The sequence below is a fragment of the Marinilactibacillus piezotolerans genome (assembly GCF_900169305.1).
GTDB classification, from domain to species: Bacteria; Bacillota; Bacilli; order Lactobacillales; family Carnobacteriaceae_A; genus Marinilactibacillus; species Marinilactibacillus piezotolerans_A.
In genome coordinates, this window is sequence record NZ_FWDP01000002.1 from 43,051 (window position 1) to 57,795 (window position 14,745).

A 14,745-nucleotide genomic window follows, 5' to 3' on the forward strand; every position below is an offset into this window, starting at 1 on the left:
AGTCAGTATAAATTGACCTGACTTTGGAGACTCCTGAATCATCCATTATTGTTATCGATAAGAGGGGCTTTTTCTTTTTTTCAGTACAGCGTAGACAGCCGCAGCAACTTGCAATGCGATTCCAATACCTGCAGCAATCAATATAAACTGCTGGTCATTTTTTACAATGATACCGACATAAGACCAGATAAAGACTAATGGATACAGCCAATCTTGGTATTTTAAAGAAATGTATACACATAATAAAGAGGCAACCACCAACATAATGATCGTCCAGGTCGTTTCATTAAATCCTAAGACGGATGTGATCCCAGCAGAAACTGCCCAAGTAAAGATATTTACGATGGTAGCGACGGTTACCCATCCAAAATATATCGAAAAAGGAAAACGATCAAAGAAATTATAGCGGATTTTGGAGATGATACGGTAGATCATCACCAGTGTAATTAATAATCCTGCAATAATAAAAGTTGAAATCAGAATCTGATCAGCCGTAAAGGTTAAGATCCAAGCTGCATTTAATGCAAAATTCAAGATCAGCCAGACTTTGACTTTATCGTAAATTGTGCCTTCAAAATGATTAATGAAAAAGAGACGAACAATCCAGACCAATACACTGAGATAAATGAGTCCCCATATTGAAAAAGCGAAGCCCGCTGGCTGGATCAAAGCCTGCTGGTCGTCAGCAGTTGCTCCTACATCTGTAGCAGACCAGTAATTCAAGAAAATCATTATCCCAAAAACAACTAGATAAGCTATACCATATTTTTTTGCTTTATTCATAATATACTCCTCCTTGCTGATAGAATTTGGTTAGAATTCAAAATAAAGTGAATCAGATACATACTGCTGATCGTATTTTTTTATCATTTGCTTTAAGAAACTTTTTAATTTTTTTAAAGGCTCCTCTTCGCTTTCCACCGCTGATGATAATCGTTTGAATTTATCTTTTTCATTATCTGTTGCTTGCTTTTTAACATATCCCCAAACATGACTAGCTGCATTTACCGCTGACTTAGGAATCGGTTCCAGGTCTATGGCAGCTTCAATCAGCCTATAGAACGGAATGACCGGATAACTGGATTTATCTTTCAGTAATTCACGGATACTCTGATAAATCTCCTGAGATCGTTCCAGTACTACATATTTATAGCGGCTCCATTCTTGCTCCAGATCTTTAATATTACCATTGTCCGCAGTCGCCAGTACACATTTGACAGCGGACAGATTTTTATCTTTCACTTCCAGCATAATGTCAATATCCAAGTCTTTTACTTGGTCGTAATAGGCAACAAATTCATCAATATGAATGGTTTTCGAATGAGATCCTGTACGATTGTTGATCTGTTGCTGGGAATAATGTGTTTTTTGTCTGCCGTCTTTCTTATTCCAGGTGGTTTTGGCTTTCTTTATCCAGTAAGCATCATCTTTCTCCGGATCACTCGGATTAATAGCGTTATGCAAATTATCATATACAGCAGGTGCACCGGTTTGCTCACTGATCCAGATGACTTCTTTGATGGTATAAGAACGGTCATCATTTTCGACTACCAACCGATTTTTGATCCGTTCGTCCAAAGTCTGATAAACTTCCACGAATCGATTCATCGCTGTTTCTTTATCCCCATACACGCCGCCAACATGTAAAATCAATTTGCTGCTTGCGTCTGTGCCCAAACTATCTAGAAACAAAGTGTGATACTCCAGGTCTGCAATCGCCCTTTCAACAACCCCTTCGTCTGGAGAATTGAGCACCGTATATTGCCCTGGGTGCATTGAGACTCTCATACCATACTGTTTGATCAACTTACCGATCTCTTCAAATTGTTCTGAAAACTGCGTGGACCAATCCAGTGTATTCACTTCTTTGTCTGAAGCAAATGGAATAATATCCGAGCTGATTCGGAACAGTTTGATTTTATGCTCACCATTGAACTGAACAATATTTTTTAAAGCGTTTAGATTATGTTCAATCAGCGTGCTCAAATGTTCTTCTGTGGCACTCGCCTTCCGGCAGGTTTTCTGTTTAGTGTCGTTCACACCGACCGTTATACACGGATATCCGATACTCACTACTGACTCTCTCCTTTAAGTTACACAATAATAAAGTAAAAAGCGAGACCATTACTGTCCCACTATATAAATAAACATAAAAAAAATAGCAATATCAGGACCGCTTCGTCCTTCTATTACTATCGTACCTCATTTTAAGGATATTCTGAAATCATTCGTTTTCTCTTCTAACGACAAGACGAATGAGGATTAAAGGGTCTGATCAGCATTAAAACAATGACGTATTAATGCTGATCGTGTTTTTATAAGAATTCTAGATCTTCTGGATATTCTCTTAAGAATAAATCATGCTTGTCAGCTTCTTCAGCAATTTCTGCTACTGTATTACCATCTTTGAAAAAAACTTCCATTGCCATATCAAATGTCCCTCTGATCGCAATGCCCATTTCAATAAAATGGATTGTACAAAATTCGATTTCTCGAGCATTCAGCTGCTGAATCAATTTTAGATCTTCAAAACATTCAATCGTAAAAAAGTTTGTCTGGTTTTCTAATGATGTGTTCTTTAACTGCCTGATCCATAAATACTGTTCGTATCGATCGAGTTCATTCAAAGCATTTAAATGAGTTTGCTCATCCATATCTTCGTAATTGAGATCAATCACAATAGAAGAGATCGAATCTTGACCATAGAGCTTCTAAAAAAGAAAGCTGATTATATTCATGTTTCAGATGCAGATCAGCATAAGCAAATGAAATTGGCTCAGCTTCTTCGGCGGTTAGACTTCTTGGAAAGATATCCAGCAGTCTATGTAACGTCTGTTTATAAAACACTTCTGAATCTGTCTCAACCTCTATCATCAGTTCTCTTATTTGGTTAAGTTTTTCCAGGCGGATGATCTTTAGCATCGTTTCTCCCCTTCTCTTTATCCAAAACTACAGCAAACTACAGACCGTTATACCAGTATAAAATAACAATTGCTACGTTCCAATTAATTATTTTACTGCTCATCTATATAATCAGAACAACCTATGCTATGATAGGGTCAACAAATAAAATCTCAGTTTCGGAGGAAAATCATGGTTTGCATAAATTGTTCCACTTTCGGGCAGCGTATTGCGTTTCAGTTAAACGAACTGCTGCTCCCACTTATTTCAAAACATTTTACACGGTACGGTCATGAATTTGAAGTGGAAGGATTGACACTTATAACAAACGAATCTGGCGCCAATGATGTATATAATTTTTTAAACGGTATTGAGTTGACCGATGGTATACAATTCAGGATTAATCAGCAAGAGTGGCACACCATTGATCATTTTTCCGAATACATAGACGCTGCCTGGATCGATTCGATTATTAATGAGCAGCACCTGAAGATGCACTTCCAGCCTATTGTTAAAACTGATGGCACTATATATGGTTATGAATTGCTTGCTCGCTTTCATGATGATGATGGGAATACCCTTTATCCGAATACCATTTTTCCAGCAGCAAAAGCTCGAGGACGGACTTTCGCATTAGACCGCGTATGTCGTATTCATGCAGTCAAACAAGTTGATCGACTACAGGCGGATCAGAAAGTCTTCATCAACTTTATTCCTACGGCTATTTACTCACCAGAACACTGCTTGAGAACAACGACGCTGATAGCCAAACGGTTGAATATTGATCCTAGACGGATTGTATTTGAAGTTGTGGAGACAGAACAAATTGCGGATCTGGATCATCTGAAAACCATTCTTCATTACTATCAAAATCACGGGTTTGAATATGCATTAGATGATGTGGGTGCTGGCTTTAATACATTAGAAGTTTTGAAAGAAATGAAACCACCTTATATGAAACTGGATATGGAATATGCCCAAAACGTCTCAGAAGATCCGGAAAAACAAGCTGTTGCTGCTGCATTTTTAGAAACAGCTCGTACATTTCAGGCTATCCCTTTAGCAGAAGGGATTGAAAGGATAGAAGATTTTAATTGGTTAAAATCATTGGGTTACGAGTTGTTTCAAGGATACTTATTCGGAAAGCCAGAACCTGAGCCATTGGCCTCCAATCAGCTTCAGCTAATCTAAATCTGCGGCTCTTTAATCCATTACAATTCATATGATTACTTAAACTGCTCTGTTCTTGTTATACTAGACTTAAGAAATGAAAAAAGGAGTGTTCCTATGATTTGGACTTTAATCGGAATTTTATTGTTATTCTGGGTCATCGGACTTGTTCTTGATGTTGTTGGCGGTTTAATTCACATCTTGTTAGTAATTGCATTGATCGCCTTTATATATAACATGATATCCGGTCGTAAAAAACGCAGGTAACTCTACAAGTAAACAAGTTGTAAAAAATTGTCAACAAGAAGCCCCCCGCCTTTACTATAACAGTGGCGGGGGGCTTCTTGGCTTTTTAACTTTTAAGGTGAATTACTACTGGCTTGTGAACTCAGTCAAAATTTAATTTTTCATTTTTTCCAACACTGCAAAATAATTTTCTTCTCGATCAGAAAAGTTGAATAATCTTTCATTATAATCAGCATATTCAACAATTTCTCCTACAAAAATATCCGGCTCTTGTTTCAGCTTATTGTGAAGGCTCTCTAAATCTTCTGTGAAAAACATTAAGGATGGTGTACTGAGATTCAACTCTGGAGATTGTTCCGCGATAGCTTTCTTATCGAATAACACCAAAGTCGTTGCTGAATCTGATTCAGGTGCTATTTCGATCCATTTCATCTCTTCTTCACTAGATGGGTCATTTTTATTTTTAGAGATGATCTCAAAACCCATAACTTCTGTCCAGAATGTCACAGCTGCAGCTTGGTCTTCTACATACAGCATCACTTGCGCTAATTTACTGATCATTTTCAAGCCCCTTTCTCAGATAGATACCATAATTTTATTTTGCCATTATCATACTACACGCTTAAGAGCAAAGCTTATGATCGATCTCTTATAAAGGTCTAAAATCATGTGCTCAAGATATTCAAGTGCAAACGAATCCTCATTCTGTCATCTGTTTAAATTGTTCCGCCACCGCTTGCTGCTGTTCTTCTCGAGAAATGCTGCTCTCTCCATCTCCATTTTGGAATCCATAATGTCCAAAATTAGAATGATTACCTCCAGATATCACATGATACACCGTGTTTTCAGGCAGCAGCGACTGCGAAGACTGGTACTTATCCTGGTTGATCACTCCGTCATTTTCAGCATATAGAGACAATATTTCTAAATCAGTATCCGTCAAATCTGTTTCATCAGAGGGATAGGCACCTAACAGGAAAGCACCCTTAAGTTGAGCTGGCTGCTCGTCTGCATACAGCAGGGCACTCGTTCCGCCCAAAGAATGACCGCCGATCCACCATTCCAGATTTGAAGGGTTTTCCTTGTAAATTTCTGCAAAAGCATTTGTCTTCAGTATCGCAAGGTTTAACGGCATAGAAGGAACGAATACTCTAAATCCTTGTTCGCTGATTGCTTGAGCCAATGGCAGATAGGCTTCCGTCTCAACTAATCCCCCCTGATAAAAAACGACATTTCCAGACGCTTCTTCTGGTTCAATGATATAATAACCGTTTTCTTCTTGCACACCATCCGTTTTGATTAAGCTCAACGCTTCAGGCATTGCCTCATAGGTCCTATATTTTATAACTGCATATCCACCAGTGATAAGGAGGACTAGAAGGATTAAAATTCCCATGATAAAATTTTTCCAGTTTCGTTTTAGCCAATTCATAGTTCATTGCTTCTTTCTTATACTTTTTATTCGATCTGATTTTGCTTCTCTTTAGGCATTTGTCGTTGCTTCAGTGTATTAAAATACCCCCTAAAACTGCACCGAATCACTATTTTTAAGGGTTACAATCAGTCTTCATTTCGGTTTCAGTTCGACTATATTACTAGCCGCTTTATTCAAATTGCAGCTGGAAAGACTCTGGTACAATCGGCGGGACTTTTCTTTCTAAAAGATGTAAAACCATTTTCGAAACCAGTACGCCCGGTCCTAATGCTTGTCCTACACTGATCGTCGGTATGCTCTTGTTTGCAATCCATGTTGCAACTTTCTCTTCTGTTGCATAGTCAGGAAGATTTTGACTGTAACCGGATGGTGGAAAGGTTTGCCCTTGTAAGGCATCTATACTGATGTCTGACGGAATCCCTGTATATTCCTCAAGTGTTAATCCCGTTGGAGCGAAGGTTAATACAGAAGTACCAAATCCCAATGCCACCGCAGTTATTACAAATAAATTTCTCTGACGTGCTGCGCGATGAAGGGCAACAGATTCAGGAAATGCAAAATAATCAATTGCATCTATGACATAGTCGACCCCCTCTACAAACGTTGCAGCATTCTTTTCTGTTACACCATCAAAGTAACATTCGATTTCAATATCAGGATTGATTGTAAGTAAATGATTCTTCAATGCTTCTGCTTTTCGCTGTCCTACCGTTTCATGCGTCGCTGCACACTGACGATTGATATTTGTAACATCAAAAGTGTCTGGATCCGCTAAAATCAGTTTACCAAGCCCCATACGCGTAAGTAGCTCAGCAGAGAACCCGCCAATGCAGCCGCAACCTGCTATCGCAATCGTAGTATCGTGAAGTTTTAGAACTTCCTCTTCTGACATTATACCTAAATTTCGAATAAATTGATCCTTTATCATTGAGTTAACTCCTCCACTGTATTTTTTTCATTTTCCATTAAATAATCATATAATGTGCTGCGTTTTTCTTTCAGCGTTGCCAGACAGACCGATAGATCCAATGCACAGGGAATCGTTTTTGATCCGAGATAAACATTAGGCTCTCCGATGACTTCGAATGGAAATTTGAAGATTCGGTGCATATACTTATAAACTCTCTCATCAATGCAGCAGATCCAGTGTGTAACATCATTATTTAGTGAATAGTTCAGAACTGTCTTGATCAATCCAAGTCCAACATCATGTTTCGGCATCTTCGTAAATGCACTGAATTCCGCATATTTGCTTTCTTCCAACTGTAACAGCCGCTCTTTTTCAGCAAGAGAAATCGAAAAGTTTTTGATAGTCGGCAGTTCTTCCATTGGCATGAAGATCAGTCTGGTAACCCCTACAACCTCTTTGGCATCCTCAGTCTGTACAACAAAATAAGTTGAATGGTCTATGTAAGGATCCTCTTCATTCTGCTTAAAAAAACCAACTTCTTGATACCGCTGGTGATGCAGTGCAATTGCTTTATCTCGCAGCTTGCCTTCTACGTTACCAAAATAATACGTTTCTTCCACTTCCATCATAACACTTCCTTTTATAATTTATGTTACCTCTCTATTAAATAACAGTTGTCGATAAAATGACAGTTTATTTTTATTTATAGCCTTTATAGTTATTTTCTCAAAAAAATGATAGAATGATAGTCCCTTTTATATTTCAAAAATAGGATGATTATGACCGTGAATAATATTGCTAATGAAAAAAAGATGTTGCTGCAGAAATTGATGACTAACTACGAGAAATGTTTAAATGACCAGATACTGAAAATTTGTTTGATTTATATAACGCTGAGTATCAGCTGGAATTTTGCCTTTCAGTGGTTAAACCTTCCTTTTTCGCGTGCTGACCTTAGTGTTTTGCTGCTGATTTTCGCTTTGCTGTCGATTGTATTCTTGTTTTTCCATATTTTTAAACTTCCCTCGAGATTAAAAACACATATCGTTTTATCCATCGTTATACTAGTTGTTATTGGTCTGTATTTTGGTTCAGGCTATTCAGAAGGATGGAGTTATTTTCTGCTGATCCCCATTATTGACAGCCTATATGGTAATCGGTTTTTATCTATCAGTTATTCCATTATCGGTTTGCTGTGTTTGTCTGCTGCCAGTGTTTTTTTCCAATTAACTGACAGCTATATAGTAGATTATATCGATGTTTCCAACCGCATTTTACTGTACATTATCGTGGCCACATTCAGCTATTTGCTGTTGTCCAAATTGAACATGCTTTACAATAAGCAAGTCACTACTGTGGTTGAGTCAGTTGAAAGAACCCTTGAACAAGTGGTACAAAGTTTCATTGTGGCTATGGAGGCGAAGGATTTATACACATTCGGACACAGTGAAAGAGTTAGCCAGTATGCTGTGGCAATAGCCAAACAACTGCCTGAGTTTCAAGATAAACACAGTCTGAAAAAATTACGCTTAAGCGGATTGCTTCATGACATCGGCAAAATCAATGTTCCAGAACAGATCCTAACGAAACCGACTAACTTGACGAATGAAGAATATGAAATCATCAAAACTCACACCGTTATCGGAGCTCAAATGGTTGAGAAAGTGGATGGTTTAGAAGATTTAAAATGCGGTGTCCTCTACCACCATGAAAGATGGGATGGAAAAGGGTATCCAGCAGGATTAAAAGGAAATGATATCCCTTTAGAAGCTCGTATATTAACTGTGGCTGATGCACTTGACGCTCTTACCTCTACAAGAGCTTACAGAGATGAGCTCACAATTGAAGAAGCTTTTCAAGAATTAGAAAAAGGCAGAGAAACACAGTTTGACCCCCACTTATATCCAGCAATTCAAGCTGCCAAACAGGAATTGCTCAGTATTTATTCTAATGCGCATGATCCCTTTGATGAATTTAAAAAACTGACCGACTTATTATAAAAAGTCGGTCAGTTTTTTATTATAGACGATTTAAAGGACATTCAATGAACCTTTTATAGAAGATTCATTAAAAAATGTCTCAATCATATGATCGTGTATTATTTCAATTTAAGCAATGCAACAGTCTCTACATGGGACGAGTTGATAGAATTGATGTATTTGCGATTTTCAGCACAATGGTCGTATGGGGGAACATATCGACTATTTCGTACATTCGTGGGAACATATCCACCAATCATAAAAATCGGTGTGATTAATAGTCTTTTTTCTTTACCGGAATCCAGATTTCGCTTCGATACTTTGGATTTCCAGTGTCTGCACTCTCGTTCCACAAAATTTCTGGGCCTTCAACTAATTCATAACTTGATGATGGAAACCACTCTGAATATATCCTACCCCACACATTTTGAAGTGTTTCCGGGAATGGTCCAATCGATTCAAATACAGCCCAAGTACTAGCATTAATTTTTAATACATCAAATTCTGCTGTTTCATCACTTGAAGTTGCTACACCGATGTAATGATCTAGTTCTCCTCTTTCTTCCATTCTTCCTTCCGAGAAATTAGTGGAAGCACTAATAATACCTGTTGGTTCTACATTTGAAATTGCTTTTAATTGTTTAATAACATCCGTGGTTAAAAGTTCAGTCATTTTTGCAATCTCTGGATTGACACCTTTAAAAATAATTGGAACTCTCTTCTTAAATCCTACTAACTTAAAAGTTCCTTTCTCAACAATACGATAGTTCATTTCGCATCCTCCTTTAATTGATAATTGAAAGGTCATTCGAGGATAAGCTTTTAATTGTGTATTCTCACTCCTTGCCTCAGAAGGGAGAATGCCATGCAGGGAATGAAAAGCACGGGAAAATGAATCAGCCGAATTATAGCCATATTTGACGGCTACATCAATTATTCTCAAATCCCTATCTTTCAGATCAAGTGCAGCCAACGTCAGTCTTCTTCTCCGAATATATTCTGATAAACTTATGCCTGCTAAAAAAGAAAACATCCGCTTGAAATGATACTCTGAACAATAAGCGATTTTAGATACTTCACTATAATCAATTTCCTCTGTTAAGTGCTCTTCAATATATGCCAATGCATTATTCATACTTCTTAAAGAATCCATCAAACAACCTCCTTTCATCATCAATATTATCAGAGGATGCATTTACCCATCCGACAATCTGTGCACAATGTAGTCGACTCACCTTATTCGGGAAACCCTTTAGTTTACATTTGTTTATTCATTAATTGCTCTAACCCTGCTTCGGATGTTAACATTTCAAGATTATTAAATATTTCCTCTTCGCTCCAATTCCACCATTGAAGCTTTAGCAAGAATTCAATCTTTTCGTCACTAAAGCGTTTTTTGATAAACTTAGCTGGATTCCCACCATATATTGAATAGGGTTCAACACTTTTTACTACTGTTGAGTTAGCAGCAATAATCGCACCATCTCCAATTTTAACACCTGGCATTATGGTTACATTTTGACCTATCCACACATCATTGCCAATCACTGTGTCACCCTTAAAAGGAAGTTGTTCTATTGTAGGAGTCACTTTTTCCCATCCACAGCCAAAGATATTAAAGGGATAGGTTGTAATTCCATCCATTCTATGATTTGCACCATTCATGATAAACTTAACACCCGCTGCAATTGCACAGAACTTGCCTATAATGAGTTTATCTCCAAGAAATTCGTAGTGGTGCTCTATATTATCATAAAATTTCTCAGGAGATTTATTATTGTCGCTGTAATAAGTGTATTCACCAATCTCAACATTTGGTCTTTTAGGTAGATTACTTATATAGCAAACCGTCTTTATATTTTCATTCGGATAAAGCTTTTTCTTATCTGGCCCCGTCATTGAATATGGGCTCCTTTCAGGTATTCAACCTCATTTACTAGTCTTTGAAGAATCTCTATTCCTTTTCTTGTACAATCTACATTAGTTGATATTAAGGAAATAACCTTATCGACCCTTTCCTTGTAATCGCTTGGCTTGATCTTAAAATCCTCGATTATCTTAACAGCCTTTTTTTCATTTATACAGTATTCTTTATTTACTGCAAATAAGACTTGATTAAGGGAAGATATGCTTCGAAAGCAATGCCCGCAAACATAGGATACATCGTCTTTATCTATATTGTTCTCAGCAAACATTAAAGAGAAACCTGCCTCAAACATAAAAAATTCAGTTAATCCTTTCTGCAAAGCGGTTGGATAACGTTCTGCTTGCTTTTTAAACTCATAAAAGTTTTCATCATTAGCATATAGTATTTTGCTAATCGCTAATTCTCCTCGATACATAGCACTTATATATCCATGGGGATGCCCCGTCTGATAATTAGCAGTAGCAATTCCTTGCTCCGTATCTTTGATTATTTGTACCACCCGTTTAATATCACGTAAAATTAAGTCCACATGATATCCGTTTATGACTAACCATCCGCCGCCATTAATCCAATCACCCCATGCTCCGGGAGGTACAATAAGGTTGCTTCTATTCTCATCATCCAACTCTGTAGCAAGTTGATTAATTACTGTAATGTCAAATAACTCTGAATTGTAATAGATTCCGAAATCTATATCAGAATCCTCTGTATGGGTGCCTCTTGCACGAGAACCCCCTAATACGATGCCTTCTATATAAGGCAAAGAGGATAATTTTTCTGTCACTGATTGAATAATATTATCTATCATACTGAATCACTCCTTTCAATATCAAAAGCTATATCTCATGTTGAGAAACACCTTTTTTGCCATATGTTCCTTATGCTTTACGTATATTTATATGGAAAGGGGGCCTTCAGAATTCATCTTGAAGGCCTTATTTTCCCTGATTAGTGATCTAAACTACTTAGCGCTTAGATAAAATCCATAATCTTTTTCACTGCCCTACTTACGATCTGTCAAATAAGAAAAGTAAAATAATTATCGGACTAAGTTTAATTTCTTATCTTTAATTTCATAAATCACATTAGCCACATTATCAAGTAGCCGATTGTCATGGGTGATAAATACTATAGTTCCGGCATACTCCTTCATTAGTATTTCCAAAGCCTCTAAGCTTGGTATGTCAAGGAAGTTGCTCGGTTCATCCATTAGTAAGATGTTATATCTACCCATAAGCATTTTAGCTAGCAATAATTTAATAATTTCTCCGCCGCTTAAAACAGATAAGCTTTTTCCAATATCATTCTGTTTCACCCCCCATGGATGCTAGCACTGAACGAATTTCCGATACATTGTAATCACAATCCTCCTGCATAAACTCTAGGACATTCTGATTACTGTTGTACTTGTAACCATTTTGTGCAAAGTAACCTATTTTTGCCTTAGGTGAAATAGAAATTCCATCTTCATGGTTTAAGATCATTTGGATTAAAGTTGTTTTTCCGGTTCCATTACTACCAGTTAATGCCACTTTTGCTCCAAGCGGAATTTGAAAAGATACATTTTCAAACAATACCTTATCTCCAAATATTTTATTAATTTCCGTACCAGCAATAGGATATGGATTGTGGAGCTCCAATGCTTTACTTTGCCTGAAACGAATCCTACGAATGTCTTCTGGGGCTTCTACTTTTCCTAAGGCCGCAATCCTATGTTCTAGGGACTTAGCGGCATTATGCATCTTTTTTTCCTTACTTCCCATTGATTTTTGATGAGCTAAACGCCCTCCGCCTTCAGCACTTTTTTTCTTTGAAGCACCTTTTGCCTTTTTTTCTATTTTACGGGCCTGCTTTCGCTTTTCCTCCGCAGCCCTTTCCAATCGGGCACGTTCCGCAATAAATTGTTCGTATTCTGCAGACTGGCTCTTGCGTTCTTCCTCTTTTTGGCGAAGATAATCAGAATAGTTTCCCCAATACTCAGTGATTTTGCCATCTTTCAGTTCCCATATTTTATCTACTACCTCATCAAGAAAATAGCGGTCATGGCTAATAACTAACAGTGCACCTATAAAATATTTTAGCTGTCCGATTAGAAAATCAATTCCTTCACGGTCTAAATGACTGGTAGGTTCATCCGCTAAAATACCATGAACCTGTGCCGATAAAGCTTGTGCTATTTTAAGCCTTGTTTCTTCACCGCCGCTCATGGTCTGAATATCTAATTGATTAACACCAAGCTTGCCTACAAGTCCAAAATCTTTTTCCTCTTGCAAGGTTACCTTGTCCAACTGAGGGATATAGGCAAGTTCACCTAGACGATTCATTTTACATCCTGGAGGAGTTAATTCTCCTAAAATCACCTTAAATAAAGTGCTTTTTCCTGCACCATTTGCTCCTACTAAACCAATACGGTCATAATCATATACTTCTAAATCGTCTATATCTAAAACATCGCGTCCTTTAAATTCCACACGAATGTCTTTTGCTTTTAATATCAATTCCATAACATTTTCCTCCTGTCTATAATCGCATGTTTTCATTTGCTTGTACGCAGGGAAAACCCTACGATTTAAGCAGGAAGAATTACATGAAAATTAAATACATAAATATGTCCCTCCTATGAATTTTGTTTTAAATCTAATTTTCTAATCTCGGTCATCATCGGGCAAACGATAGCAACGCCAATAATTAAAATACCTGATAGTAAAAACCAATGATTTACACCGATTCTATCAGCAAAAAACCCAGAAAGGATTAAGCCAAGCGGCATAGCGAATGACATAATACTTCCGGTCAAAGAAAATATACGTCCTAAATATTCAGGCTTAATTTTCTCCTGAAAAAGAGCTGTTTGCACACCGCTATAAAATGGCACCGAAAGCCCCATTATTGCACAGCAGACTACAAACATTACAAATCCATTTGAAGGAAGTAATCCTGCAATGGCTAAACTAGCTCCCATCATAAAAAATGAACCCGTTATTAATAGTACACGCTTTTCGTAACTTCCCAATCTTCCTAATATCAAGCCTCCTGCCAGCATACCAGAGGCAAACGCAATTTCGGTGATAGAAATATGCATCGGTGTCCCATTAAAATATTCCATACTGAATAAAGGGTATAGTGCATTAATTGGCATATAAACAAATGTATATAGTGTTCCTAAAAGTAATAAGGCAAACAATCCTTTGTTTTGTCTCAGAACGACAATTCCTTCTTTCATTTCCCTTATGAAATTTGGTTCCAAACTTTGCAATTGATCACCCAACTCAGGAATACGTACAATTGCTACCGTAATAGATGCAATCACAGCACCCAATACATCGATGGCAATAATAGCATTTAAATCCCAAACGGAGTAAAGGAGTGCTGCAACTGCCGGACTAACAATATAGCTTATAGATTGCAAAGACTGACTATAGCCTGCGCATTTCGTCAGCTGTTCTTCTGGTACTAAAAGCGGCGTAACCGCATTGAGTGCTGGGGTATGAAAAGCTGTTCCAATGCTACGGATAAACAATACTACCATAACCGCCCAGACAGGTAGCTCCATATACAATGCTACAATAGCAAGCACTGCCCCTGCTGCTGCGATAATTAAATCAGCACCAATCATTATCTTCTTTCTATCATGACGATCCACTAATACACCAATGGCAGGTCCAAAGACCGCATAGGGTAAAAAACCTACTAGTGAAGCCATAGACAAGACCATGGCAGATCCTGTTTTTTCTGTAAGGTAAAAAATAATTGCCATTTGCAGGATGGCACTAGTGATTAACGATACTGCTTGCCCTGCCCATATTGTATAAAACTTAAGTTTCCAATTGTTGTATTTTTCCATTTATATTATCTCCTGCATATTATTTTGCTTGAATTTTTATTTTGAATAGCATTCTAGGCAATAAAAAATGCAGGCCAAACTCCACAATGTGGCTTTTGGTCTGCATACATACAATTTGGAAACATTCATATTAAAGACATAGTTAAATAAAGGTATAGTTAAATAACCTATATCCTCACCGTAACTAATGAATGCTCAATATCGTATAAATAAGCACAACAAAAAAGCCTATCATCGGGGATAGATTCTGCTTTCTTTATTGCCGGCTTATCTTAAACGCATTGAGGCTGTCATAGTTTCGGTTCCTCCTAAATTCTTATTTGTATCAGCGTA

Annotated in this window: 15 protein-coding genes and 1 pseudogene; 3 read left to right on the forward strand and 13 right to left on the reverse strand. The window is 37.4% G+C overall.

Annotated features, from left to right (window positions below):
- Positions 1-51: 51 nt before the first annotated feature.
- From B6F02_RS00230 to B6F02_RS00245, 4 genes are all read right to left on the reverse strand, one after another.
- A complete protein-coding gene (locus B6F02_RS00230) occupies positions 52-783 on the reverse strand; it encodes a TspO/MBR family protein (RefSeq protein WP_080145401.1) in 732 nt (243 codons plus the stop codon).
- A 30-nt stretch (positions 784-813) separates the two neighbouring features.
- Positions 814-2,073: a UV DNA damage repair endonuclease UvsE gene (gene uvsE / locus B6F02_RS00235; RefSeq protein ID WP_080145402.1), complete on the reverse strand. Its 1,260-nt coding sequence runs from the start codon at positions 2,071-2,073 to the stop codon at positions 814-816.
- 242 nt (positions 2,074-2,315) lie between these two features.
- Entirely contained in the window at positions 2,316-2,678 is a 363-nt protein-coding gene (locus B6F02_RS00240) for a hypothetical protein (protein ID WP_080145403.1), read from the reverse strand.
- Positions 2,671-2,922: a hypothetical protein gene (locus B6F02_RS00245; RefSeq protein ID WP_080145404.1), complete on the reverse strand. Its 252-nt coding sequence runs from the start codon at positions 2,920-2,922 to the stop codon at positions 2,671-2,673. The genes B6F02_RS00240 and B6F02_RS00245 overlap by 8 nt, the downstream gene beginning before the upstream one ends.
- Positions 2,923-3,093: 171 nt before the next feature.
- Here B6F02_RS00245 and B6F02_RS00250 point away from each other — a divergent pair, with 171 nt between their 5' ends.
- Complete coding sequence (locus B6F02_RS00250) at positions 3,094-4,092, forward strand: EAL domain-containing protein (protein WP_080145405.1); 999 nt, start codon at positions 3,094-3,096, stop codon at positions 4,090-4,092.
- Between the two features lie 96 nt (positions 4,093-4,188).
- Positions 4,189-4,338: a lmo0937 family membrane protein gene (locus B6F02_RS11170; protein WP_143745149.1), complete on the forward strand. Its 150-nt coding sequence runs from the start codon at positions 4,189-4,191 to the stop codon at positions 4,336-4,338.
- A 132-nt stretch (positions 4,339-4,470) separates the two neighbouring features.
- Here B6F02_RS11170 and B6F02_RS00255 read toward each other — a convergent pair whose 3' ends face one another.
- The 4 genes from B6F02_RS00255 to B6F02_RS00270 form a co-directional block, all read right to left on the reverse strand.
- Positions 4,471-4,878 (reverse strand): VOC family protein, encoded by a 408-nt coding sequence (locus B6F02_RS00255; protein WP_080145406.1) that lies wholly within the window; start codon positions 4,876-4,878, stop codon positions 4,471-4,473.
- 139 nt (positions 4,879-5,017) lie between these two features.
- On the reverse strand, positions 5,018-5,638 hold the full coding sequence (locus B6F02_RS00260) for an alpha/beta hydrolase (RefSeq protein ID WP_179128489.1): 621 nt from the start codon (positions 5,636-5,638) through the stop codon (positions 5,018-5,020).
- A 283-nt stretch (positions 5,639-5,921) separates the two neighbouring features.
- A complete protein-coding gene (locus B6F02_RS00265; RefSeq protein WP_080145408.1) occupies positions 5,922-6,680 on the reverse strand; it encodes a ThiF family adenylyltransferase in 759 nt (252 codons plus the stop codon).
- Positions 6,677-7,288, reverse strand: a complete 612-nt coding sequence (locus tag B6F02_RS00270) for an N-acyl amino acid synthase FeeM domain-containing protein (protein ID WP_218672148.1) — start codon at positions 7,286-7,288, stop codon at positions 6,677-6,679. The genes B6F02_RS00265 and B6F02_RS00270 overlap by 4 nt, the downstream gene beginning before the upstream one ends.
- A 159-nt stretch (positions 7,289-7,447) precedes the next feature.
- On the opposite strand from B6F02_RS00270, the gene B6F02_RS00275 reads away from it, so the two are divergent.
- Positions 7,448-8,662 (forward strand): HD-GYP domain-containing protein, encoded by a 1,215-nt coding sequence (locus B6F02_RS00275; protein WP_179128490.1) that lies wholly within the window; start codon positions 7,448-7,450, stop codon positions 8,660-8,662.
- Positions 8,663-8,915: 253 nt separating this feature from the next.
- Here B6F02_RS00275 and B6F02_RS00280 read toward each other — a convergent pair whose 3' ends face one another.
- The 5 genes and pseudogenes from B6F02_RS00280 to mef(A) form a co-directional block, all read right to left on the reverse strand.
- On the reverse strand, positions 8,916-9,794 hold the full coding sequence (locus B6F02_RS00280) for an AraC family transcriptional regulator (protein ID WP_080145411.1): 879 nt from the start codon (positions 9,792-9,794) through the stop codon (positions 8,916-8,918).
- Between the two features lie 104 nt (positions 9,795-9,898).
- Positions 9,899-10,540, reverse strand: coding sequence for a Vat family streptogramin A O-acetyltransferase (locus B6F02_RS00285; protein WP_018664418.1), 642 nt, complete (start codon positions 10,538-10,540; stop codon positions 9,899-9,901).
- A complete protein-coding gene (locus B6F02_RS00290) occupies positions 10,537-11,376 on the reverse strand; it encodes a nucleotidyltransferase domain-containing protein (RefSeq protein WP_080145412.1) in 840 nt (279 codons plus the stop codon). The genes B6F02_RS00285 and B6F02_RS00290 overlap by 4 nt, the downstream gene beginning before the upstream one ends.
- A gap of 231 nt (positions 11,377-11,607) precedes the next feature.
- Positions 11,608-13,072 (reverse strand): annotated as a pseudogene (msr(D), locus tag B6F02_RS00295) (ABC-F type ribosomal protection protein Msr(D)).
- 113 nt (positions 13,073-13,185) lie between these two features.
- Positions 13,186-14,412 (reverse strand): macrolide efflux MFS transporter Mef(A), encoded by a 1,227-nt coding sequence (mef(A), locus tag B6F02_RS00300; RefSeq protein WP_080145413.1) that lies wholly within the window; start codon positions 14,410-14,412, stop codon positions 13,186-13,188.
- Positions 14,413-14,745 lie beyond the last annotated feature (333 nt).